The sequence below is a fragment of the Piscinibacter gummiphilus genome (genome assembly GCF_002116905.1).
Classification (GTDB): domain Bacteria; phylum Pseudomonadota; class Gammaproteobacteria; order Burkholderiales; family Burkholderiaceae_C; genus Rhizobacter; species Rhizobacter gummiphilus.
The window spans coordinates 4,023,818-4,047,995 of record NZ_CP015118.1 but is presented as its reverse complement, the minus strand read 5'-3'; the positions used below and the strand labels follow the sequence as shown (position 1 = coordinate 4,047,995).

Annotated in this window: 20 protein-coding genes; 7 read left to right on the top strand and 13 right to left on the bottom strand. The window is 70.3% G+C overall.

Going from position 1 to position 24,178, the window contains the following annotated elements; translation table 11 throughout:
• The first annotated feature begins 92 nt into the window (after positions 1 to 92).
• Both A4W93_RS18210 and A4W93_RS18205 read left to right on the top strand, forming a co-directional pair.
• Entirely contained in the window at positions 93 to 776 is a 684-nt protein-coding gene (locus A4W93_RS18210; RefSeq protein WP_085751954.1) for a CoA pyrophosphatase, read from the top strand.
• A 47-nt stretch (positions 777 to 823) separates the two neighbouring features.
• A complete protein-coding gene (locus A4W93_RS18205) occupies positions 824 to 1,813 on the top strand; it encodes a CobD/CbiB family protein (protein WP_085751953.1) in 990 nt (329 codons plus the stop codon).
• 7 nt (positions 1,814 to 1,820) lie between these two features.
• On the opposite strand, the gene A4W93_RS18200 is transcribed toward A4W93_RS18205, so the two are convergent.
• The 4 genes from A4W93_RS18200 to A4W93_RS18185 form a co-directional block, all read right to left on the bottom strand.
• Positions 1,821 to 2,939 (bottom strand): hypothetical protein, encoded by a 1,119-nt coding sequence (locus A4W93_RS18200; RefSeq protein ID WP_085751952.1) that lies wholly within the window; start codon positions 2,937 to 2,939, stop codon positions 1,821 to 1,823.
• A 79-nt stretch (positions 2,940 to 3,018) separates the two neighbouring features.
• A complete protein-coding gene (rsgA, locus tag A4W93_RS18195; RefSeq protein WP_085751951.1) occupies positions 3,019 to 3,924 on the bottom strand; it encodes a ribosome small subunit-dependent GTPase A in 906 nt (301 codons plus the stop codon).
• A 21-nt stretch (positions 3,925 to 3,945) separates the two neighbouring features.
• Complete coding sequence (locus tag A4W93_RS18190) at positions 3,946 to 4,275, bottom strand: 4a-hydroxytetrahydrobiopterin dehydratase (RefSeq protein ID WP_085751950.1); 330 nt, start codon at positions 4,273 to 4,275, stop codon at positions 3,946 to 3,948.
• A 3-nt stretch (positions 4,276 to 4,278) separates the two neighbouring features.
• Positions 4,279 to 5,550 carry a M48 family metallopeptidase gene (locus tag A4W93_RS18185; protein WP_085751949.1) on the bottom strand — a complete coding sequence of 424 codons (1,272 nt, stop codon included), beginning with the start codon at positions 5,548 to 5,550 and terminating at the stop codon, positions 4,279 to 4,281.
• Positions 5,551 to 5,618: 68 nt separating this feature from the next.
• Here A4W93_RS18185 and orn point away from each other — a divergent pair, with 68 nt between their 5' ends.
• Both orn and A4W93_RS18175 read left to right on the top strand, forming a co-directional pair.
• Complete coding sequence (orn, locus tag A4W93_RS18180; RefSeq protein WP_085751948.1) at positions 5,619 to 6,194, top strand: oligoribonuclease; 576 nt, start codon at positions 5,619 to 5,621, stop codon at positions 6,192 to 6,194.
• Positions 6,195 to 6,570: 376 nt separating this feature from the next.
• Entirely contained in the window at positions 6,571 to 8,244 is a 1,674-nt protein-coding gene (locus tag A4W93_RS18175) for a DEAD/DEAH box helicase (RefSeq protein WP_085751947.1), read from the top strand.
• A 58-nt stretch (positions 8,245 to 8,302) separates the two neighbouring features.
• Here the strand turns inward: A4W93_RS18175 and A4W93_RS18170 are convergent, their stop codons facing one another.
• From A4W93_RS18170 to A4W93_RS18135, 8 genes are all read right to left on the bottom strand, one after another.
• Positions 8,303 to 9,499: an AI-2E family transporter gene (locus tag A4W93_RS18170; protein ID WP_085751946.1), complete on the bottom strand. Its 1,197-nt coding sequence runs from the start codon at positions 9,497 to 9,499 to the stop codon at positions 8,303 to 8,305.
• A gap of 76 nt (positions 9,500 to 9,575) precedes the next feature.
• Entirely contained in the window at positions 9,576 to 9,890 is a 315-nt protein-coding gene (locus A4W93_RS18165; protein ID WP_085751945.1) for a BON domain-containing protein, read from the bottom strand.
• Between the two features lie 110 nt (positions 9,891 to 10,000).
• Entirely contained in the window at positions 10,001 to 10,180 is a 180-nt protein-coding gene (locus A4W93_RS18160) for a DUF1328 family protein (protein WP_085751944.1), read from the bottom strand.
• 137 nt (positions 10,181 to 10,317) lie between these two features.
• Complete coding sequence (locus tag A4W93_RS18155) at positions 10,318 to 10,920, bottom strand: hypothetical protein (protein ID WP_085751943.1); 603 nt, start codon at positions 10,918 to 10,920, stop codon at positions 10,318 to 10,320.
• Entirely contained in the window at positions 10,917 to 11,300 is a 384-nt protein-coding gene (locus tag A4W93_RS18150) for a hypothetical protein (protein ID WP_085751942.1), read from the bottom strand. The genes A4W93_RS18155 and A4W93_RS18150 overlap by 4 nt, the downstream gene beginning before the upstream one ends.
• A 142-nt stretch (positions 11,301 to 11,442) precedes the next feature.
• On the bottom strand, positions 11,443 to 11,841 hold the full coding sequence (locus A4W93_RS18145; RefSeq protein ID WP_085751941.1) for a hypothetical protein: 399 nt from the start codon (positions 11,839 to 11,841) through the stop codon (positions 11,443 to 11,445).
• Positions 11,842 to 11,907: 66 nt separating this feature from the next.
• Positions 11,908 to 12,072, bottom strand: a complete 165-nt coding sequence (locus A4W93_RS18140; protein WP_085751940.1) for a DUF1328 domain-containing protein — start codon at positions 12,070 to 12,072, stop codon at positions 11,908 to 11,910.
• A gap of 142 nt (positions 12,073 to 12,214) precedes the next feature.
• Positions 12,215 to 13,618 carry a CHASE3 domain-containing protein gene (locus A4W93_RS18135; protein ID WP_085751939.1) on the bottom strand — a complete coding sequence of 468 codons (1,404 nt, stop codon included), beginning with the start codon at positions 13,616 to 13,618 and terminating at the stop codon, positions 12,215 to 12,217.
• A gap of 65 nt (positions 13,619 to 13,683) precedes the next feature.
• Here A4W93_RS18135 and A4W93_RS18130 point away from each other — a divergent pair, with 65 nt between their 5' ends.
• Entirely contained in the window at positions 13,684 to 14,316 is a 633-nt protein-coding gene (locus A4W93_RS18130) for a response regulator (protein ID WP_085754226.1), read from the top strand.
• A 77-nt stretch (positions 14,317 to 14,393) separates the two neighbouring features.
• On the opposite strand, the gene A4W93_RS18125 is transcribed toward A4W93_RS18130, so the two are convergent.
• Positions 14,394 to 14,795, bottom strand: coding sequence for a response regulator transcription factor (locus A4W93_RS18125; protein WP_085751938.1), 402 nt, complete (start codon positions 14,793 to 14,795; stop codon positions 14,394 to 14,396).
• Positions 14,796 to 15,159: 364 nt separating this feature from the next.
• On the opposite strand from A4W93_RS18125, the gene A4W93_RS30620 reads away from it, so the two are divergent.
• On the top strand, positions 15,160 to 15,282 hold the full coding sequence (locus A4W93_RS30620) for a hypothetical protein (RefSeq protein WP_257790058.1): 123 nt from the start codon (positions 15,160 to 15,162) through the stop codon (positions 15,280 to 15,282).
• Positions 15,283 to 15,386: 104 nt separating this feature from the next.
• Positions 15,387 to 24,122 (top strand): GH36-type glycosyl hydrolase domain-containing protein, encoded by an 8,736-nt coding sequence (locus A4W93_RS18120; protein ID WP_085751937.1) that lies wholly within the window; start codon positions 15,387 to 15,389, stop codon positions 24,120 to 24,122.
• Positions 24,123 to 24,178: the final 56 nt, after the last annotated feature.

Below are 24,178 nucleotides of genomic sequence, written 5' to 3'. Positions count from 1 at the left end.
GTGCATCCGGGTGCCGGGCCTTCGGGCCCCGCCTGCCCGAGAGGAAAGCCGCCCACGGGCGGCTTTTCTTTTTTTCGCGTCCAATACACACCATGGCCCTCAGCTTCGATCCCCAGGAACTGCCTCCCGTCAGCGTCGATGACCACCTTCCCGCGGTGACCCTTGCCGAGCTGCAGGAAGCCACGCTGCGCCGACGGTTCCAGTCGCCGCCGGACTGGGCGCCCGAAGCCATGGTGGAGCCGCGCTTCAACGAGCGCCCGCCGGCCCACGCCTCGGTGCTCGTGGGCCTCGTTCAGCGCGAGGAACTCACGGTGCTGCTCACGCAGCGCACGGCCCACCTCACCGACCATCCCGGCCAGATCAGCTTTCCCGGCGGGCGCGTGGAACCGGAGGACGCCAACGCGGTGGCCACGGCCCTGCGCGAGGCGCAGGAGGAGATCGGCCTCGGGCCCGAGTACGTCGACGTGCTGGGGCAACTGCCCACGTACACCACGGGCACGGGCTTCATCGTGACGCCGGTGGTCGCGCTCGTGCGGCCCGGCTTCCATGTGCACCCCGATCCGTTCGAGGTGGCCGAGGTGTTCGAGGTGCCGCTGTCGTTCCTGATGGACCCGGCCAACCACCGCTGGCACGCGGCCGACTTCGGTGGCGGACGCCGCCAGTTCCTGTCGATGCCGTGGAGCGGCAAGGGGGCCGACGGCGCGGATCGGCGCTACTTCGTGTGGGGTGCGACGGCCGCGATGCTGCGCAACCTCTACCGCTTCCTCGCCGCGTGACCCGTCGTGGGGCGATGTGAGCCCGGAGGCCGCTATCATCGGTCTCCATGAGTTTTTTCGCCGTCCTGTTCGCACTGCTCATCGAGCAGATCAAGCCGTTGCCCCGCCGCAACTTCGTCCACGACGCACTCACGTCGTGGATGCGCTGGACCGGCCGCAACTTCGACGCGGGCCGTGACCACCACGCGTGGGTCGTCTGGGGCGTGACGGTGCTCGTGCCCGCGCTGCTCGCGTGCGGCATCCACATCGGCCTGGCGCAGGTCAACGTGATGCTGGCCCTGCTGTGGGACGTGGTGGTGCTGTACCTCACGATGGGTTTCCGCCAGTTCAGCCACTACTTCACCGACATCCGCGACGCGCTCGAGCGCGGCGACGAGGTCACCGCGCGCTCGCTGCTGGCCGAGTGGCGGCACCTCGACGCGAGCGAACTGCCGCGGCGCGAACTGCTGCGCCACGTGATCGAACATTCGCTGCTCGCCGCGCACCGGCACGTGTTCGGCGTCTTCTTCTGGTTCGTGGTGTTGTCCACGATGGGCCTCGGCCCGGCCGGCGCGGTGCTGTACCGCATGGCCGAGTTCGCCAGCCGCTACTGGGGCTTCAAGAGCCGCGTGGTGGGCGCTCCCGTCAACGAGCGCCTGCTCGCGCTGTCGCAGCGGCTGTTCAGCCTCGTCGACCACCTGCCGGCGCGCCTCACGGCCTTCGGCTTCGCGGTGGTGGGCAACTTCGAGGAAGCCGTCTCCTGCTGGCGCCGCGACGCGGGCCTCTGGAAACACGCGAACGAAGGCATCCTGCTGGCCGCCGCGGCCGGTGCCGTGGGCGTGCAGCTGGGCGGCCATGCCGCCCCGGGCGTGACGCCCGACCGCTCCAAGACCTTCGACGCCGGGGCGCCGGACGAGCTGGCCGTGGCCGAAGGTTCCACCCCCGGGGCGCCGCCCGAGATGGGCCACCTGCGCAGCGTCGTCGCGCTGGTGTGGCGTTCGGTGGTGCTGTGGATGCTGCTGCTCGCGCTGCTGTCGCTCGCGAACCTGATCGGCTGAGTTCCGGTCAGCGCGCGGCCGTCCGGCCGGCCGCCGGCGTCAGCAGGTACGCGCGGGCCCGTCCCTCGTGCAGTCCCGTGCCCGTGATCTGGCCGCGGTTGTTGATGCCGTTGGCCGTCTGCAGCACCCAGCCCGCGCCGCTCGCCGGGTCGAGCCGGTCGTTCAGGTCGATCAGGCCGAACGACGGGTCGTGCAGGAACGCCACCGAGCCGGATGCGCGGTGCCCGGCCTGGAAGCCCACCACCTGGCCCGCATCGTTGATGTCGAGCGCCATCGCGTAGGTGAGCGCGGGGTGGCGCGGGAGCCGGCCCAGGTCGCGCATGCCGATGCCCGGCCGGTACAGGAACGGATGGCGCACGGCGATGCCCAGGTCGTCCACCGGGCCGCGGAGGTCGGACCCGCCGACGACCCAGCCCGCGTTGTTGATGCCGGTGACCTCGGCGGTGTGGCCACCCAGCGTGCCGAGGTCGTGCAGGCCGGCCCGGTCGAGCAGGGCGGCGTGGAACTCGGGCTCCTGTCCGTCCCAGGTGGTGATGCCGCCGGCGATCTGGCCGGTGTCGTTGATCTCCACGCCGGTGAAGTCGGCCGGCAGGTCGGTGCTCGTGCGGCCGGTGCCCAGCTGGTGGACGAAGGTGTTGCGAGGCAGCGCGAAGGTGCCGAGCACCTGGCCCGTGTTGTTGATCGACAGCAGGTCGCTGCGCCCGCCGGCCGGCCCGAGGTTCACCATCCCGCCCGCGTGTGACCAGACGAAGGCATCCGGGCCCAGCACGGCCAGCGGGCGGCCGTCGGCGACGGCGGTCCACGCGCCGATCACCTGGCCGGCGTCGTTCAGGCCCTGCACGTTGACGTGGTACGTGTAGCCCGGCAGCCGGACCCCCGGCACGACGGTACCGAGGTCGAGGGGGCGCGAGCCCGGCGTGTGCAGCCAGGCGGTCTGGCGGCCGAGTTCGGCGATCAGCACCTGGCCCCGGGCGTTGATGGCGATGCCGCTCGTGAGCGCGCCGGGGTCGGTGGTGGCGCCGAGGTCGGTCAGCGTGTAGCGGGGTTGCGCATGGATCGCCGAGCAGCCCATGAGGAGGGCCGCCACCAGCAGGGACTGCACCCGGAACGGCTTGGGTGATGTCATGTCGCGCTCCCGCAGCGGAGGTGGTCCCACTCTACGCCGGCGGGGCACGACCCGCCATCCCCGAAGCGGGGCAGGACGCCTAGTACCGCGTCTGGGAGAGCTCCTGGAAGATCTCGCCGTAGATGCGGTAGCGGCTCTCGGTCACCTCGCCGCGCGCGAGCGCCGCGCGCACGCCGCAGCCCGGTTCGTGCAGGTGGGTGCAGTTGTAGAACTTGCACTGCTTCGCCGGTTCGGCGAGGTCGGGCATCAGCCCGGGCAGCACCTGCGGCGACACCTGCCGCAGCCCGAATTCCTGGAAGCCGGGCGAGTCGATCAGCCCGGTGGTGCGCGCCGCGTCCAGCCAGTACCACTGGGTGGTGGTGGTGGTGTGGCGCCCCGAGTTCAGCGCCTGCGAGATCTCGCCCACCTGGGCACGCGCGTCGGGCGCGAGCAGGTTGATCAGCGTGCTCTTGCCGGTGCCGCTGGGCCCCAGCACGAGGCTGGACCGGCCGGCCAGCAGCGGGTCGAGTTCGGCGCGGGCCTCGTCGGGGCGGGCCTTCAGAGCCACCTCGTGCACGGCGTAGCCCATCGCGGCGTACGGCCGCAGCCGCTCGCGCGCCGTGGCGATCTGCGGGAGGTCGGCCTTGTTGAGCAGGATGTGGGCCTCGATGCCGGCGTCCTCCGCGGCGATCAGCGCCCGCGTGAGCTGCGATTCGCTGAACACCGGCTCGCTCGCCACCATCACGAGGATCAGGTCGAGGTTGGCCGCGAACGACTTCGTCTTCCACTCGTCCTGCCGGAACAGCAGGTTGCGCCGCGGCTCGACGTGTTCGATCACGCCTTCGTCGCCGGACACCTGCCAGCGCACGCGGTCGCCGACCACGCAGTCGCTCTTCTTGCCGCGGGGGTGGCACGTGACGCGCCGGCCCTCCGGCGTTTCGACGATGTAGTGGCGGCCGTGCCCGGCCACCACGAGTCCCAGGTCGAGCGCCTCGGCCCGGCTCATCGGTGCGGATCCATCGGCAGTTCAGGCGACAAAGGACACCAGGGCGTCGGCCTTGGCCGCGCAGATGAAGTCGTTGACGGAGATGCCACCCACGGAGTGCGTGGAGAACCGCACCGTGCAGCGGTCGTAGCCCACTTGCAGGTCGGGGTGGTGGTCCTCGGTGTGGGCGATCCACGCGAGGGCGTTCACGAAGGCCATGGTCTCGTGGAAGTTCTTGAAGGTGAACGCCTTCTCGATGGCGCCGCCGGTGGATTTCCAGCTGCTCAGCTGGGCGAGGTGGTCGTGCACCTGGGTGTCGCTCATCGCGGCGCCCGACTGGTGCTGGCAATGCTGCTGCAACAAGGTCTTCATGGGTCAGCCTGTCTGCAGCCGAAGGGCTGCGATGCGCTCCGATGCCGGCGGGTGGGAATACCAGAATCGCACGTACAGCGGATCGGGGGTGAGGGTGGCTGCATTGTCCTCGTGCAATTTCAGCAGGGCGGCGGCAAGGTCATTGCCGTTCGCCTGGGCGCAGGCATAGGCATCGGCCTCGAACTCGTGGCGGCGCGACAGCTGGCTCATCAGCGGCGACACGAAGAACCCGAACACCGGCACCACGAGCAGGAACAGCAGCAGCGCCAGCGCGTCGTTCGGCGCGTCGAGCGCGACACCCGCGCCGAGGCCGCTGTAGAACCACACCTTCGCCGACAGCCAGCCGAGCAGCGCGAAGCCGGCGAGGCTGGTGGCGAAGGAGAGCAGCATCATCTTGAGCAGGTGCCGGAGCTTGAAGTGGCCCAGCTCGTGCGCGAGTACCGCTTCCACTTCGCCGGGGGCGAGCTTGTTCAGCAGCGTGTCGAAGAACACCACGCGCTTGGACGCGCCGAGGCCGGTGAAGTAGGCGTTGCCGTGCGCCGACCGGAGGCTGCCGTCCATGACGAAAAGTCCCTTCGCGCGGAAGCCGCAGCGTGTCATCAGGCCCTGGATGCGTTCCTTGAGCGCTTCGTCCGCGAGCGGCTCGAACTTGTTGAACACCGGGCTGATGACGATCGGGTAGATCACCCGGGCCACCAGGATGATGCCCATCCAGGCGCCCCAGGCCCACAGCCACCAGGCCGCACCGGCCGCCCCCATGATCCAGAGGATCAGGGCGATGATGGGCACGCCGAACGCGAGGCCCAGGCCGATCCCCTTGAGGGTGTCGACCACGTACAGTTTCCACGTCATCCGGTTGAAGCCGAAGCGCTGCTCGAGGCGGAACGTGGCGTACAGCTCGAACGGCAGGTCGAGCAGGCCCGAGATCGCAGAGAACGCGAGGACGAGGGCCACCTGGTACGCCAGCCCGCCGAACCGCGGGAACACGGCGTCGCGCACCACGGTGTTCAGGGCATCGAGCCCGCCGAGCAGCGTCCAGCCGAGCAGCACGGCCGCGCTGAACGCGGTGGCGAGCAGGCCCAGCCGGCCCTTCGCGACGGTGTAGTCGGCCGCCTTCTGGTGGGCCGCGAGCGACACCGACCCGGCGAACGCGGCGGGCACGGCGCCGCGGTGCCGCACCACGTGCCGCATCTGGCGCGTGGCCAGCCAGAACTTCACCAGCAGCGACGCGAGCAGCGCCACCGCGAACAACCCGGACAACACGATCGATTCCATCCTTCAAGTGTAGGCGCTGGGCCTGCGAGAATGATGCAAGCGCACCAAGAACCAACGAAGGCCCACCCATGACCGACACCACCTCCGCGACCCCGACGCTGGCCAGCAGCGACCAGAACCTCGTCTGGATCGACCTCGAAATGACGGGCCTGTACCCGAACACCGACCGCATCATCGAGATCGCCGTCGTCGTCACCGATGCCACGCTGACCCAGCGCGTCGAGGGCCCGGTGTTCGCCGTGCACCAGTCCGACGCCACGCTCGACGCGATGGACGCGTGGAACAAGGGCACGCACGGCAAGAGCGGCCTGATCGACCGGGTCAAGGCCTCCACGTTCGACGAGGCCGCGGCCGAGGCCCAGGTCATCGAGTTCCTGAAGCAGTACGTGCCGAAGAACACGTCGCCCATGTGCGGCAACAGCATCTGCCAGGACCGCCGCTTCCTCGCGAACTACATGCCGAAGCTGGAAGCCTTCTTCCACTACCGCAACCTCGACGTCAGCACGCTCAAGGAACTGGCCAAGCGCTGGAAGCCGGGCATCCTCGGCGGCTTCAAGAAGGCCCAGGCCCACACGGCGCTGGCCGACATCCACGAATCCATCGACGAACTGGTGTACTACCGCACGCACTTCCTGTCCCTCTGATGGCATGACCCCGCGGGTTCCACCGAAAAGACTTTGGTGGAAACCCGAATGTCGGCTACAATCGTGGACTTCGCTGCCAACGGGGTCCTGAGACCCGGCAGCGTTTTCGCTCATCCCCTCTGACCTTGTCGAGTCTTCCCGCGGTGTTTCCCACCGCGCGGCCTGTTCGAAACCCCTTGCGGGAATGGTTGGCGGCGATGCCGTCGCTTTGACTGTTCCACATCAACCCCGCCTCCGGTGGCCATCACCGGTGAGGGTTCGGACCTTCTTCCCAGCGACCCATGAAGTCAGGCTTCGCGCATTGCATCGCGACGCCTGCTGGTGCTGATGAACACGCCCCGGGCGTGAGCAGCGCCATGTTTGAAAGAAAAATCGAATGACGTTCGAAACCCTGGGCCTCCAACAAGCCCTGCTGCAAGCCATTGCCGATTCGGGCTACACCTCGCCCACCGACGTGCAGGCGAAGGCCATTCCCGTGGCCCTGGAAGGCAAGGACCTGATGGTCTCGTCCAGCACCGGCAGCGGCAAGACCGCCTCCTTCGTGCTGCCCGCGCTGCAGCGCATCCTCGCCGCCCGCGGCGACAACACCAAGCGCCGGGAGAAGGGCGTGGTCTACGGCCCGCGCATCCTCGTGCTGGCCCCCACCCGCGAACTCGCGATGCAGGTCGACAAGGCCGCCACCATCTACGGCCGCCACGTGCAGGGCCTGAAGGTCACCACCGTCGTGGGCGGCGTGCCGTACCCGGCGCAGATCAAGGCGCTGCGCGGTCCGCTCGACATCCTGATCGCCACCCCGGGCCGCCTGATCGACCACCTCCAGACCGGCAAGGCCGTGCTGGACAACGTCGAGATGCTCGTGCTCGACGAAGCCGACCGCATGCTCGACATGGGCTTCATCGACGACATCACCCACATCGCCGAGAAGCTGCCCCCGAGCCGCCAGACCGTGATGTTCAGCGCGACGTTCGCCGGCCACGTGGGCCGCCTCGCGCAGGACCTGCTGCGCGACCCGCAGCGCATCGACGTGGCGTCGCACACCGACACGCACGAGAACATCGAGCAGCGACTGCACTGGGCCGACAACAAGACCCACAAGGACGCGATGCTCGACCACATCCTGACCACCAAGGAGATGGAGCAGGCCGTGGTGTTCACGAGCACCCAGCGCGATGCCGACTGGCTCGCCGACCGCCTGGCCGACATGGGCCACGCCGTCGCTTCGCTGCACGGCGGCATGCCGCAAGGCCGCCGCACCCGCGTGCTGCAGGGCCTGCGCAACAAGCAGCTGCGCGTGCTGGTCGCCACCGACGTGGCCGCTCGCGGCATCGACGTGCCCACGATCAGCCACGTGATCAACTACGGCCTGCCGATGAAGGCCGAGGACTACGTGCACCGCATCGGCCGCACGGGCCGCGCCGGCCGCAACGGCCTGGCCGTCACGCTGGCCGAACGCATGGACACCGGCATGATCCGCCGCATCCAGCAGTTCACCACGCAGAACATCCCGGTGGGCATCATCGAAGGCCTCGAGCCGAAGAACCCGGAACCGCGCATGTTCGGCGGCCCGCGTCCGGAAGGCAAGTTCGGCGGCAAGCCGTTCGGCCACGGCCGTCCGGGTGGCAAGCCCTTCGGCGGCAAGCCGTTCGGCGGTCCGAAGCCGTTCCACCGCGACGGCGGCTCGCGCGACGGATTCGCCCCGCGCCATGAAGGCGGTTTCGCGCCCCGTCACGAAGGCGGCTTCGCCCCGCGCAACGAGGGCTTCGCGCCCCGCAACGAAGGCTTCGCTCCGCGTCACGAAGGCCACGGCCACCGCAACGAGGGCTTCGCCCCGCGCGACCGTTCGTCGTTCGATCGTCCCCAGCACCATGGCGACGACCGCCGCGACAACGGCTTCCAGCCGCGTGGCAACGCCTTCGACCGGGCCCCGGCCGACCGCGGTGATCGCGGCGACCGTGGCAACGCCTTCGCCCCGCGCAAGCCGGGCTTCGGTGGTCCGAAGCAGGGCTTCGGCGGCAAGCCGCGTCCGCGCACCGGCGGTTTCGGCCGCTGACCGGCGGGCTCCGGCCCACGTGAAAGGCACCCCTCGGGGTGCCTTTTCGTTTGGGGGATCAGCCTTGCATCAGCCTCGCCACCCGGTGCGCCGTGCGCGAGTTCTGCGCGATCACCTTGATCACGACGATCAGCGCGGGTCCGAGGAAGAGCCCCCAGACGCCCCACAGCGCGCCCCAGAACACCAGGCCCACGAACACCGCGGCCGGGTTCATCTTCGCGGCGCGGCTCTGCAGCCAGGCCGTCATCGCGGTGCCCACCAGCGTGGACAGCAGCACGAGGAAGCCCGCCATCGCGAAGGCCGCGGTGAAGGTGCCGTGCGCGAGGAAGGTCTCGGCCGCACCGAAGAGCACGAGCACCGCCATGCCGAGGTACGGCACGACGTGCAGCACGGCGGCGGTCACGCCCCACATCGCGGCGTCGGGCAGTCCGGCGCCCCAGAAGGCCAGCCACACGCCGAGGCCGATCACGGTGTTGGTGACGAGCAGCGTGCCCGCGTAGAGGCGCACCTGGCGCGCGGTTTCGCGCAGCGCGCGTTCGGCGCGGCATCGGCCGCGTGCGCTGTGGCCCCAGAGGTCGATGAAACGTGCGGTCAGGCGTTCACCGCCGGCCAGAACGAAAAAGGCGACGAAGAGCACCACGCTGATGTCGGCCGTGAACTTGAGCAGCACGTGCGAGCCGCTCATCGCGGTGTCGCGCACGAGCACGGTCGCGCCTTCGGTGAGGGTGGGTGCGCTCGCCGGCGCGGGCGTGCGCAACGTGCGCTGCGTGCGGGGCGACGTGCCGGTCGCGATGCTCTGCGCGGCGCGGTCCAGTTGGGTGAGGGCGTCGCGCGCCCGCTTGAGCACGGAGTCGGTGTCGGGCCGGGTCTTCGCGAGCCGGTCCGCCATCAGCTGGATCATCTCCGGGCTGCGGTCGGCCATGCGGGCGATCTGCCCGCCGAACGCCCAGAACGCGAGCCCCGCGACACCGACCACGACACTCAGCGCGATCAGCGTGGCGAGCCCGCGGCTGCGCAACACGCGTTCGAGGCCGAAGACGCCGGGGGCCACGAGCATCGCGAGCATCAGCCCGGCGACCACCGGCACGAGGAAGCGCTGGCCCCACCACAGCGCGGCGATCACGCCGAGGACCGCGAGCACCGTCGACGCCATCGGTGAGCGCGGCATCGAACCGAGGGGCGCGGTGGACGCCGGAGAGGCCCGGTTCGTGTCCCGGTGGGGCAGTCGATCGAGGAGGACGGGTTCGCGGGACATGGCGATGCGTGGCGAAAGAAAAAGGCGCGCCCTCGGTTCGAGTGGCGCGCCTCGGGGTGACCGTGATGGGTCGTGATTACGGACGGACGAGGATGTCGTTCTTCACGCTCTTCACGCCCTTCACGTCGCGGGCCAGCGCGGCGGCCTGGTCGCGTTCGGTTTCGCTCTTCGCGAAGCCCGAGAGCTGCACGGTGCCGTTGAGGGTCTCCACCTGGATCGACGAAGCGGCCACGGCCTTGTCCTCGATGAACTTCGACTTCACCTTGGCAGTGATGGTGGTGTCGTCGACGTAGGCGCCCGCGGATGACTGGTCGCGGGTGACCGCGCAGCCGGTGGTGGCGAGCAGTGCGACGGCGGTGATGGCGGCGGCGAGGGTGTTGCGAACGAACATGGCGGATCTCCTTTTGCTTTGCGAAGGCCTTCGAACGGGGAAGGCAGGGACGGGTGGTTGTTCTTCAGAGACACAGGGCCCCACCCAGAGGCCGGGGAACACAGTGCGTGCTATTTGCGCGTGACGGCACGCGCGCCGAGCAGGCCGATGAGCAGCACGGCCACGAACAGCACGAGGAAGACGACGAAGAGGAACTTGGCGATGCCGGCCGCGCCGGCGGCGACGCCGGTGAAGCCGAGGACACCGGCGATCAGCGAGATCACCGCGAAGATCAGGGCCCACTTCAACATGACGTTCTCTCCTGGTTGAGCGCCTCTGGCAGGCGCGGATCAATCGATGGAGGGACTGTAAAAGTGGGGCCTTTCGCGGGACATCGGACGCGTCCGTGACGCGGTGTAGGACGGCGCGCCCGGGGCGCGCGCCGTGTTCAGGAGGGGTCGGCTGCGGTGTCGTCCGCGGGGGCTGCACCCGGTTCGGCCGGCGCTTCGGGGGCCGACGCGACGCTGCCGAACATCGCGGTGATGGAGGTCATCAGCGAGGCGAAGCTGATCGGTGGCAGCAGGCTCGCGAGCACCGCGTTGCGCGAGACGAGCCGCCACGGCCGCAGCCGGCCGATCACGATGCCGGCCACCACGGCGCCGCCGAGCAGCATCCATGGATGGCGCTTCGCGATGGGGCGCAGCAGTTCGCGACCCGCCTCGTCCGCGAGTTGCGCGGTGGCACGCCACGGATGGCGCGCCCACCAGCGCCGCATGTACCGCACGGCGACAGCCGCGACCGGCACGTCGTTCACCGCGTCGATGAAGGCGCCGAGCCACGGCGGATCGGACCCGTCGGCGGGCGGCACCGGTGACTCGCCCGGCGGAGGGGGCGGCAGCAGTTCGGGGTGGTACGTGCGAAGGACCCAGTGCTGCAGCGCGGCACGCGAGGCGTCCACGCGGGCCTGGGGCGAGAGGGGCGTCGTGTCGGGCGCCGTGGCTTCGCCTTGCATCAGGGGATCGAGGTCGGTGGATTCGACGTGGGTGGTCATGCCGCCCCCGCGTCGCGGATCATCTTCATGTCCGCGCTGATCTGCGCGCGGATCGATGCGAAGGCCCGCTCGGCCGAGGGACGCCGCGCCACGAGGCCGGCGACGATGGCCGCGATGGCCGGCACCGCGGGCGCCGCGCCGAGCGCCCACTGGGCCTGCGTCGACAGCGCGGGTGTCACCGCCCACAGCATCAGCGCCACGCCCGTGAGCACTGCGGCCACGCCGAGGCAACACAGGGCGAACAGGCTCAACGCCAGCCTCAGCACCGTTCGTCGCTGCACCTCGCGGGCTTCGCTTTCGATGAGTTCCGCGTACGCGCCGACGTGTTCGACGACGAGCTGCGGTTCGGTGGCCAGGAGGCGGACGAGTGGATGGATCATGGCGCGGCCAGGGTGCGGCGGGTTCGTTCTGGATCCCGCCGGGGACAGGGTGGCACCCCGCGGGAAGAGGCACCCGCCGGATGCCGCATGGACCGAGGGCCCGTCGCCGCGCCGAGGCGCGGTGCCGGGCCCTCGCGCAAACTCAACGGTCCGAGTTGCGGCGAGCGCTGTTGACGAGGCTCAGCAGCGCCATCAGGGCGGCGCCGGTGGCGGCGGCGATCAGCACCGCCTTCACCGGTTCCTCCTTGACGTAGCGCACCGTCACGTCGCCGAGGTTGTTGGCGCGGTCGCGCACGTTGTACGCGCCGTCCTTGACCGCGTCGAGGCTCTTGCGGGCCAGCGACTCGGCCTGGCTCGCGATGCGGGCGATGGCCGGCTGCACGTTGGCACGTGCGGTGTGGATGGCGGACTCGACGTGGTCGAGCGCGTCGTTGGCGACACGGCGCGACGTGTTGACGGCCGCGTCGGCGGCTTCGGCCGCGCGGTCGGCGGCGGCGCCGACCTGGTCTTCCGCAGGGAGTTGAGGCTTGTTGAGGCTCATGATGGAGGTTCCTGTTGGGTTGCGGGCGAGTGCGTGTCGCGGCAGAACTACTTCAGGCGGGTGCCACTAGCCTTTCTTGATCAGGCTGACCAGGAAACTCGCCACAGCCAGGACAGCGAAGATGATAAAGAGAATCTTGGCGATGCCTGCGGCGCTGGCGGCAATGCCACCAAAACCGAACAGCGCCGCGATCAGCGCGATGACGAAGAAGACGACAGCGTAGTGCAGCATGATGGGCTCCTGTGGGGTCCGTGATCCGTCCGAAGGGTTTTCAGACAGTGGAACCGAGCTTATGACTGCGCCCAGGTGCAGGCCATGAGACTGCTGCGCACGGGGAAGTCGGCGGCCGCTCGCTGACCTTGTAGGAATCGGCCTACACGGCCGGAGGGGCCTGTGCGGCCGGCGGCTCCGACGGCTGGGTGGTGGTGTCGGGCTCGGAGACCGGCAGCAGCGCCCGGATGTGCGTGCCGGCACCGGGCGTCGCCTGCAACTGCATGCTGCCGCCCTCGGCCTCGACCCGGTAGCGCATGCCCACGAGGCCGTGGCTCGACGGGCGCTTCACCCGCGGGTCGAACCCCTGGCCGTCGTCCTTCACCGACACCTCCACCCGCTTGTGCGCCTCGCGCAGCGTGATGGTCACCTGCCGCGCCTGCGCGTACTTGGCCACGTTGGTCAGCGCCTCCTGCACGAGCCGGTAGACGGTCAGTTCGCTGGAGGGCTTCAGGCGCACCTTCTGCAAGTCGCTCTCGACCTTCAGGCCCGAGCGTTCGGCGAACTCCCGGCTCAGGATCTCGAGCGCGGCGACCAGGCCGAGGTTGTTGAGGGACGAGGGCCGCAGGTCCTCGATGATGCGGCGCTTGAGGGCGATGCCGTCGTTGAGCGTGTCGTTGAGGTGGTTGATGCGCTCCTGCGCCTCGGGCGTGATGGTGCCGATGCGCGACTTGAGCCGCGCCACGTCGAGCTTGGCCGCCGTGAGCAGCGCGCCCAGTTCGTCGTGCAGGTCGCGGGCGAGGCGGCTGCGTTCGTCCTCGCGGGCCGTCTGCAGGTGGTGGGCGAGCTCGGTCAGTTGTGCGGTGCGGCCCTTGACCTGGTTCTCGAGCACGTCGCGCTCGACCTGCAGCGAGGCCTGCTGGCGGTGCCGTTCGCCGTCGAGCGCGGCCGTCTGGCGCAGGTACATGAAGAAGGCGAGCACACTCAGCGCGGTCATCGCGGCCACGCCCAGCCGGCTCAGCTGCAGGGTCTGGTAGACCGAGGCCCGCCCGGCGGTGATCTGGTCGGACTCCCGCTTCAGCAGCCGCTCGGAGGCGATGCGGATCGCCTCCATCTGCTCGCGGCCGATGTCGGTCTCGATCACCGCCCGCCACGCCTCCTCGCGGCCTTCTGCGCGCAGCTTGATGGTGGTGTCCATCTCGGAGATCTTGCGGTTCACGAGGGAGGCGAGGGTGGCGTAGTCGTCGACCTGCCGCGGTTCGGTCGCGTAGAAGTCGGCGAGGATCTTCATCGTCTTGCCGATGTTGGCCATGGCGGCGCGGTAGGGTTCCAGGTACTCGGGGCGGCCCGTGATGAGGTAGCCGCGCTGCCCGTTCTCGGCGTCGAGCACCTGGCGCATCAGCACCAGGTTGTTGATGCGGGCGACGGCCAGTTCGCCGAGGCGGTCGAGCGACGCGACCGAGGCCCGGTAGGACGATTCGCTGATGGCCATCAGGGCGAGGGCGGTCACCACCGCGAGGGGGAAGGTGAAGGCACTGCGCCTGAAGCGCCGGATGAAGTTCTTCATGCGCCGATCCGATCGAAGCAACTAGAATGATTTGAGCAGCAACTCACGAATTGGCCGAATCCGTCATGATCAAAATCGCCATCGTCGACGATCACGCCCTCGTTCGCGCGGGCCTGCGCCAGTACCTCTCCGAACAGGTCGACCTGCAGGTCGTCGCCGAAGCGGCCAACGGCCGCGAGGCGCTCGACATCGTGCGCAAGGGCCTGGTCGACGTGCTCGTGATGGACCTGTCCATGCCCGAGCAGAGCGGCGTCGACGCGCTCGCGGCCATCCGCGCGCGCGCGCCGGAACTGCCGGTGCTGATCCTGAGCGGCTTCCCCGAAGCCCACTACGCCACCACCCTGCTGCGCCAGGGCGCCAGCGGCTACCTCAACAAGGAATGCGAGCCCGAGGAGATCGTCACGGCCATCCGCACCGTGGCGCGCGGCCGCAAGTACATCACCCCGGCCGTGGCCGAGCTGCTGGCCGACAACCTCGGCGGCAACGCCGACAAGCCCCTTCACGAGCAGCTCTCCGAGCGCGAGTTCCAGGTGTTCCTGCGGCTCGCGAAGGGCGAGACCATCGGGCACATGGCCGACAGCCTCTCGCTCAGCGTGAAGACGGTCAGCACGTACCGCACGCGCGTGATGGAGAAGATGAAGCTCGAGTCCAACAGCGACCTCACGTACTACGCCCTCAAGAACGGCCTCATCCAGTAAGTCTCGCGGCCCGCGCCGGGACGGCGCGGGTGTCCGGCGACCAGGTCCGTGCCGCAGCGGTCCCGCCGGCGGGCGGCTCAAAGCCCACCCATCACCGAGGACGTGGTGTCCCCGGCGGCCAGCTTCTGGCAGTAGGCGATCAGCGCGTCGATCTCGTTGGACTTGTCGAAGACCTTGTTCGCCCCCAGTTCGAGGCACTTGCGGCGCATGTCGGGCGTGGCGTAGTTGCTCAGCACGACCAGCTTCGCGTGGTTCAGTGCGCGGGCGCTGGCGGACAGCACGCCGAGGCCGGAGCCGCTTTTCAGGAAGATGTCGATGATGACGAGGTCGCAGGCATTGCGCGACTGCGTCAACCAATAGACCGCGGCGGACTCGTTGTCCGCCGTTCCCACCACCTCCACCGCAACCAGTTCCTCGAGTGTCGCGATCAGGTTCTCGCGGATCACCGGGCTGTCTTCGACGATGTAGGTTTTCAACATGGCAGCGAGCTTTGCATCGTGCCTGCGCACTCTTGTTGTCTTCGTTGGATCAGCACGCCCGGGTCCGCTCCGACACGATCACGCGCGGCCCGTCGTTGCCGGACGGTTGCGGTGGGGTGCCGCGGGTACTGCTGCAGTCATGAAGGAATTCTAATGAGCAGGGGCTCGCCGAAGCGTCGGGGGAGTCCCGGAAGAATTGTAGGACGATGCCTACAGGGCCCACAACTGCGGAACGCCGGTCCTCAGGGGCGAGGTGCGTAGGACGGGGCCCACACGGGGTCGGTCGTCCGTCCTGCTGTGCCGTCCCGGGCGGACTCCTAGACTGGCCCCTCGAAATCCATCGAACCGGACCAGGGGGAGCACGATGAAGAAGCTGCTGATGTGGGCTGTGGGCGTGCCCTTTCTGGTGCTGGGCATGGTGGCCGTGACCTTCAGCGATGGTGGCAAGGGGCCGCTGGCCCCGCAGACCATGTCGCGAACGACCTGATCGCCCCGGGCACGGGCGCCGCCCGTGCCGCGGCCCGTTCAAGGCTCCCGCTTCGCGCTGGCTGTATTCCGCGGCGAGGGCCTACCCGTGGAGCGCCGCACCGCATGCACGCCAGCACACCGTTGAACGCCTACGAGGGATTCGACTTCGCCCCGTCCGCCACGCTCGAGGAGTTCTCGAATGCGTTCGCCCAGTGGGATGCGCCGACCCGGGCCCTGCGCCGCGCGGGGCTGCGCCGGGAACTCAACCAGTCGATCGACCGCCTGCGCGAATGCGTGCGCCGGATCGAAGACTTCACCGATGAACAAAGGTCGCTCTCCGAGGCGGCCCAGTGGCTCGTCGACAACTTCTACCTGATCGAACGCACCCGCACCCAGCTGTCGCTGCAGCTCGCCGAGCCGGCGTTGCGCGGGCTGCCGGCCTACCAGCGGGGCCTGACCGGCCGGCGCCGGGCCCGCATCGAGCTGCTGGCCCAGTTCTACCTGCAGGCCTGCGACTTCGACTTCGAGGCCGACGAGCTGGTGCAGGTGCTCGCCGACTACCAGCGCGCCCACGCGCTGACCCTGCAGGAGCTGGCGCTGCTCGGGCCGGTGCTGAACTTCCTGCTGATCCGCCAGCTCACCGACTCGGCGTCCCAGATCATCGAGGTGCACCGCGCCGCGCACTGGGCCGACGAGGTGGCCGACGCCCAGCTCAAGCGAGTGGACCCCGACGTGCCGCGGCCCCGCCGGGCCGAACCCGACCTCGGGGCCGAGTCGCCGGCGTTCCGCCAGGCGTACCTGGGGCAGCTGGGTCAGCGCCACCGGTACGACGATCCGGACGGCATCTCGCCCCGGGTGCCCGACCAGAGCGGCACGTCGGCGGCGCAGCACGCCGCCGCCATCGAGCAGGACCTGCTCGCGCGCACGCTGCTCGACGTGCGGGTGCGCAACATCTTCCGCAGCGTCAAGGCCATCGAGCTCAGCGACTGGGTCGACATCTTCTCGAAGGCCTCCCTCGTCGACCGCACGCTGATGCACAACGGCGTCTACGCCCGCATGGACCCGGCGTCGCGCGCGCTGTACCGCCGCGAGATCGAACGCCTGAGCCGCCGCGCCGGGCTCCCGGAGCCCTACCTGGCCGAGCTGGTGATCGAGCGGTTCGGGCGCCAGCGCCAGGCGGACGGCGAGTTCCGGGACCTCGACGTGGGCGCCGCGCTGCTGGGCGAGCAGCGCGTCGAGCTCGAACGTTCGCTCGGGGTGGGCCGCAACCCGTGGCGCCGGCTCAACGACGCCGCCCCGCAGGCCACGCTCGTGGTCTACGGCCTCGCGGCCGCGCTGCTGACCATCGCGATCGCCTCGATCGCCTACGGCGCGGGGTACACGTCCGACACGGTGACGTTCTCGGGCGCCGTGCTGGCGCTGCTGGCCCTGTGGCCGGCGTCGGAGCTCGGGCTTCAGCTCGTCAACCGCCTCGCGTCCCAGGTCTACCCGCCCACGCACCTGCCGCGGCTGAACTTCGTCGACGGCCTGCCCGCCGACTGCCGCACGCTCGTCGTCGTGCCCACGCTGCTGACCCAGCCCGAACAGGTCGAGCACCAGGTGGCCGAACTCGAGCGGCACTACCTGTCGAACCGCGACGACCAGCTGCGCTTCGCGCTGCTCACCGACTGGGTCGACGCGCCGGTGGAGACCCAGCCCGGCGACGACGTGCTGCTGGCGCGCGCCCGCCAGGCCATCGCGGTGCTCAATGCCCGCTACCCGTGGTCCGACACGTCCGGCGAACGGCGCTTCCACGTCGTGCACCGCCGCCGCCGCTGGAACCCGGAAGAGGGCGTGTGGATGGGCTGGGAGCGCAAGCGCGGCAAGCTCGTCGAACTCAACCGCCTGCTGCTGGGCGAGGGTGACACGTCGCACGACCTGGCGCCGGGGGACGCCGAGGCCCTGCCGAAGGACGTGCGCTACGTCATCACGCTCGACGCCGACACCCGCATGCCCGTCGGCGCCGTGTGCCGCCTCGTGGGCACGGCCGCCCACCCGATGAACCGGCCCGAGGTCGACCCGCGCAGCGGGCGCGTGACCCGCGGCTACGCGCTGTTCCAGCCCCGCGTGTCGTTCCTGCTGCCGCAGGCCGAGGACCGGTCGCTGTTCCGCTGGATCTTCACCACCGGCGAGGGCGTCGACCCGTACGCCGGTGCCGTGTCCGACACCTACCAGGACGTCTTCGGCGAGGGCTCGTACACCGGCAAGGGCCTGTACGACCTGAAGGCGTTCCACGCGAGCCTCGAAGGCCGCGTGCCGGAGAACACGCTGCTGAGCCACGACCTGTTCGAAAGCGCTTTCGCCCGCTGCGCGCTCGTGAGCGACATCGCCTTCTTCGAGGATTCGCCGTCCCACTCCGAGGTGGCCGCGGCCCGCTCGCATCGCTGGGTGCGGGGCGACTGGCAGCTGCTGCCGTGGCTGCTGTCGCTGCGCCCGGAACCGCTCACCGCGCTCAACCGCTGGAAGATGCTCGACAACCTGCGGCGCTCCACGCTGCCCGTCGCGTCGATCCTGATGATCGTGTGGTCCTGGGCCGACGAACGCGCGATGCCGCTCGCGTGGATCCTGCTCGTGCTCGCCGCGCTGTCCTTCCCCGGCGTGATGGCCTGGTTCGCCGCGTTGGCCAAACCCGTGCCGAAGGGCGGGCGCACGAACCGTCCCATGCAGCTCACCCGCGACCTCGGGCACCTGGCGGGCCACGTGCTGACCGAGCTGGTGCTGCTGGCCCAGCACGCCTTCGTGATGGCCGACGCGATCACCCGGGCCGTGTGGCGCACCTTCGTGTCGCACCGCAAGCGCCTCGAATGGCGCACGGCCGCGCAGGCCAAGGCGGCCGCGGGCGGCCAGCTGAAGCAGTTCACGTGGGCGCTGCACAGCGCCACGCTGCCGGTGATCGGGGCGGTGGCCATCATCCTGCTGTTCAACCCGCGGGAGATCTTCGGCGCGGCGCCGCTGCTGCTCGCGTGGTGGCTCTCGCCGGTGGTCGCCGTGGGCCTGAGCGCGCCCGGCTTCTTCCGCCGCCACGAGGCGAGTGCGGCCGACCTGTGGGAGTTCCGCCGCGTGGCGCGGCGCACCTGGCGCTTCTTCGAGCGCTACGTGGGCGACGTCGACCAGCACCTGCCACCCGACAACGTGCAGTTCGACCCGGAGGAGGTGGTGGCCCACCGCACCTCGCCCACGAACATCGGGCTGTACCTGCTGGCCGTGTGCCGCGCCCATGACCTCGGCTGGCTCGCGGGCCAGGCGTGCCTGCGGCGGCTGACGGCCACGCTCGAGAGCGTCGAGCGGCTCGACAAGCACGAGGGCCACTTGCTGAACTGGTACGAGACGCGCACGCTGCGCCCGCTGGAACCGAAGTACGTGTCCTCGGTGGACAGCGGCAACCTCGCGGCGCACCTCGTGGTGCTGTCGCGCGCGTGCCGCGACCTGCGCCGCCGGCCGGTCATCGGACCGCAGGCGGTGTCGGGGCCGCGCGACAGCTGGCGCGAGATCGACGCGCTGTGGCGCAACGTGCGCGGGTCAGCGGTGCGAGGCAACGTCACCCCGGTCGAGATCGACCGGGCCCTCGCGGCCATCGGCGCGCTGCTCGACGAAACACCCGGCACGCCCGGCCAATACGCCCGCTGCCTCACCGCCGCGCTCGGCCATGCGCTGCACCTGAAGGAACTGCTCGACGCCTACGCGTTCGAGGAGATCGCGCGCGTGGGGGGCCTCGCCGAGGACAGCGAGCGCCTGTGTGGAGAACTGGGCGACCAGGTCGACGAACTGCAACGGTGCTGCCCGTGGGCCATCGACCCGGCGTTCGAGACGCTGCGCCGCGAGGCCCCGGCGCTGTTCGAGCCGTCGGTGGACGCGCTGCTCGACGACATCCCGCTGGCTGCCGACGTGCCCGCGCGCATCGACGAGGTGGTGCGCCGCCTGCAGACCGGCACCACCCGGCACGGCCCGGCGCCCGCGTTCGCCCCGGCGCTGAACGCCGTGCTCGAGATCTGCGCCGACGCCAAGGCGGAGAGCCAGCAGTGGCTCGAACGGCTGGCCGACTGCGCGACCCGGGCCGAGGTGCTCTGGCGCGGCATGAACTTCGGCTTCCTGTTCGATCCGAAGCGCAAGCTCTTCTCCATCGGCTACCGGGTGGCCGAACACCAGCTCGACGAAGGGCGCTACGACCTGCTGGCGTCGGAATCGCGCCTCGGCAGCTACCTCGCCGCCGCGAAGGGCGACGTGCCGGTGGACCACTGGTTCCGGCTCGGCCGCCACACCGGCCTCGTCGAGGCGGGGCCCGTGCTCATCTCGTGGTCCGGCTCGATGTTCGAGTACCTGATGCCGGCCCTCGTGATGAAGACCCCGGTGGGCAGCCTGCTGGAGCAGACCTGCCTGAACGCCATCGCCGAGCAGGTGCGCTACGGACAGGAGCACGGCGTGCCGTGGGGCGTGTCCGAGTCGGGCATCAACGTGCGCGACGTGGAACTGACCTACCAGTACGGCCCGTCCGGCGTGCCCGGGCTGAGCCTCAAGCGCGGCATGGACCGCCAGCTCGTGATCGCCCCGTACGCGAGCGCGATGGCCGCACCGTTCGCGCCGCACGAGGTGCGGCGCAACTTCGACGCGCTGGCCGCCATCGGGGCGCTCGGACCGCACGGCTTCTACGAAGCCATCGACTTCACCGCCGAGCGCCTGGGCGAGAACATGCGGCACGCCGTCGTGCGCAGCCACATGGCGCACCACCAGGCGATGGCGCTGCTCGCGCTCACGAGCCTGCTGTCCGACCGCAGCCTGGTCGACCTGTTCCATGCCGAGCCCGAGATGAACGCGTTCGACCTGCTGCTGCAGGAACAGGTGGCCGGCGCCGTGATCATCGCGCGCGACACCACCGCGGGCAACGACCGCACCGAACGCGTGGCCCGCCACACCGCGCAGCGTGTGCGACGCTTCAGCGGCGCCGACCTGCGCCGCCCGGCGGTGCACCTGCTGTCGAACCGACGCTACGCCACCGCGCTCACCGTCTCCGGCTCGGGTTACAGCGAGTGCAACGACGTCGACATCACCCGCTGGCGCGAGGACCGGGTCATCGACGAATCGGGCCTCTTCGTCTACTTCCGCGACGTGTCATCCCAGGTGCTGTGGTCGGCCACGCTCGCGCCCACCTTCGTCGAGCCGGACGCGTACGACGTCGAGTTCGCCGAGGCCCGCGCCCAGTTCGACCTGCGCCGCCACGGCATCCGATCGAGCCTCGAGGTGGTGGTGGCCCAGCAGGAGGACGCGGAGATCCGCACCGTGAAGCTGTCGAACGAGAGCCAGTCGGTGCGCCGCATCGAGGTGTTCGCGCTGACCGAGGTGGTGCTCAACCACCGCAACGCGGACCTCGCCCACCCGGCCTTCTCGAACCTGTTCATCACCACCGAGTACGACGCCGGCCGCGGCGCGCTGCTCGCGACACGGCGCCCGCGCGCCGACCACGAGGCGGCCACCACGGTCGTGCTGGGCTCGGTGCTCGAGGGCGGTGTGCTCGGCGAACCGCTGTACGACACCGACCGCCGCGTGGTGGTGGGCCGCGGCCGCACGAAACGCGATCCGCTCGCGCTGAGCGCGGACGGCGTGCTGGGTTCCACCGTCGGCGCCGTGCTCGACCCCGTGCTGTGCCTCGGCCACACGGTGGAGCTGGCGCCGGGGACGTCGGTGCGGCTGTCGTTCGTGATGGCCTATGGCGTCGACCGCGAGGCCGCGTTGCGCACCTACCAGCACCTCGCGAGCTTCACGGCGCTGCAGCGCGAGATCTCGCGGTCATGGGTGTACGCGCAGGCCAAGCTGCACCAGCTGGGCATCACGAGCGACGACGCGGCCACGTTCCAGACCGTCGGCGGCTACCTGATGTTCTCCGACCCGTCGTTCCGCCCGGGCCGCGAGTTCATGCGGGGCAACCAGCTGTCGAAGCGGGCGATGTGGCGCTACGGCATCTCGGGCGACCGGCCCATCCTGCTGGTGGCCGTGGACGCCCACGAGGACCTGCCGCTCGTGCACCAGCTGGTGCAGGCCCACCAGTTCTGGCGGGCCCGCTCGTTCGCCGCCGACATCGTGATCATCAACGACCGGGCCACGTCGTACTCGGGCGACATGCAGCACGCCATCGAGGGCCTGATCCGGCAGGCCGGCGCGGGCCCCGACCAGGGCGGCTCGCAGGGTTTCGTCTACGTGCTGCAGGGCGATCGGCTGCCCGACGACGAGCGCCGCCTGCTGATGACGGTGTGCCGCGTGTTCCTGCGGGGCGGGCAGGGGTTGCTCGCCGACCAGCTGCGCCGGCGCGCGCCGCGAGAGCCGCACGGCCCGCCGGTGCCGGCCGCGCGCGACGTGCCGTCGGTCAGCGGCGCCGCGCACAGCCGCGCCACGGCCGAGGACGAACTGGAGTTCTTCAACGGCCTGGGCGGGTTCGCCGACCACGGCCGCGAGTACCGCATCGTGCTGCCACCGGGCCGCGCCACGCCGTCGCCGTGGTCCAACGTGATCGCGAGCCCGCACATGGGCACGCTGGTCACCGAAAGCGGTTCCGCCTTCACGTGGCGCATGAACGCGCGCGAGAACCAGCTGTCGCCGTGGTCCAACGACGCGCTGAGCGACCCGTCGTCCGAGCTCGTGTACGTGAGCGACCGCCAATCGGGGGCGTACTGGACCCCCACGGCGCAGCCGCGCCGCGTGCCCGAGGCGGTCTACGAATGCGCCCACGGTGCGGGCTACACCCGCTTCACCGCCCGGATCGACGGCATCGACTCGGAGCTCACGCACTTCGTCGCGTGGGACAAGCCGGTCAAGTTCCTGCGCCTGCGCCTGTCGAACCAGAGCGGCCGCCGCCGCTCGCTCGCCGTCACGGGCGTCGTGAACCTGGTGCTGGGCGACAGCCGCAGCGGGCGGGTCGATCTGGTCTCGACGTGGGCGGGCTCACCCAGCGTGGACAACCTGTCGCTCTACGCCCGCAACCCGGCCAACGCCGACTTCGGCCGCGACATCGCCTGGATGAGCTGCTCCGCCCCGGTGAGCGGCTGGACCTGTGACCGCGCCGAGTTCTTCGGCGTGGGCGGCAGCCTCGCGGCGCCGCAGGCGCTCGAAGGCGGGCCGCCGCTGCGGCAGGCCGTGGGCGTGGGGCCGGACCCGTGCTGGGTGATGCAGACCGACGTGCGGCTGGCCCCGGGGGAGACGCGCGAGGTGGTCTTCGCGTTCGGCCAGGCGGCCAGCATCGCCGGCGCCGACGAACTGGCGCGCATGTGCACGCAGGGCGCCGACGCCACGCTCGAGCACGTGATCGCGCAGTGGGACGGGCTGCTGGGCGCGGTGCAGGTCGAGACGCCGGACCGGGCGCGCGACCTGCTGATCAACCGGTGGCTGCCGTACCAGACGCTGAGCAGCCGTGTGCTGGGCCGCTGCGGCTTCTACCAGGCAGGCGGCGCCTACGGCTTCCGCGACCAGCTGCAGGACGTGATGTCGCTCGTGCTGGCCTGGCCGGGTCACGTGCGCGAGCACCTGCTGCGGGCGGCCGCGCAGCAGTTCGTGCAGGGCGACGTGCAGCACTGGTGGCACCCGCCGAGCGGCAAGGGCGTGCGCACCACGTTCTCGGACGACCGCCTGTGGTTGCCGCTCGCGGTGGCGCACTATGTGTCGGTCACGGGCGACGACCGCGTGCTCGACCGACCGGTGTCCTTCCTCGAAGGCCCCACGCTGCCGCCCCACGAGGAGAGCATCTACTTCGAACCCACCGTGTCGGCTGAAAGCGCCTCGCTGTTCGAACACTGCGTGCGCACCATCGAGGTCAGCCGCGCCCGTGGCCGCCACGGCCTGCCGCTGATGGGCTGCGGCGACTGGAACGACGGCATGAACCGCGTGGGCTGGAAGGGCGAGGGCGAAAGCGTCTGGATGGCCTGGTTCCTGAAGGGCGTGCTCGACGCGTTCATCCCGTGCGCGCGCAGCCGCGGCCGCGACGACCTCGTGGCCGACTGGACGAAGCAGTCGGAGGAACTCATCGCCGCGATCGACGCCGAAGCCTGGGACGGCGCCTGGTACCGCCGCGCCTACTTCGACGACGGCGCGCCGCTCGGATCGGCGTCCAACGACGAATGCCGCATCGACTCGCTCGGCCAGAGCTGGGCCGTCATCGCGGGTGGCGGAGACCCGGCCCGCGCGCGCGAGGGCATGGAAAACCTCGACCGGATGCTCGTCGACCGGCAGGCCGGCATCATCCGCCTCTTCACCCCGAGCTTCGACAAGACGGTGCACGACCCGGGCTACATCAAGGGCTACGTGCCCGGCATCCGCGAGAACGGCGGGCAGTACACGCACGCGGCCGTCTGGACCGTGATGGCCTTCGCGCGCATGGGCGACGCGGCCCGGGCCGACGAACTGTTCCGCATGATCAACCCGGTGGCCCGCAGCGATTCGCGCGTGGAGGTGCAGCGCTACCGCGTCGAGCCGTACGTGATGGCCGCCGACATCTACGGCGAGGCGCCGCACACCGGCAAGGGCGGCTGGACCTGGTACACCGGCGCGGCCGGCTGGTACTACCGCGTGGGCCTGGAGGAGATCCTGGGGCTCGACCTGCGCGCCGGCGTGCTGCGGCTGCGCCCGTGCATCCCCGCCACGTGGCCGGGCTACCGCATCACGCTGCGGCACGGCGGCTCGTGGTACGACATCGAACTGCGCAACCCGCACCGCGCCACCGGCGGACGGGTGGCCTTCGAACACGACGGCGAGCCGGTGGCGGGCCCGGACGGTGTTTCACTGAAGGACGACGGCGCCCGCCACCGCATCGTCGCGACGCTGGCGGCGCCGTCCGCCTGATGGCACCATGGGCGCGCACGCCATTCCCCGCATCACTCACTCGTCCCGGAGACTCC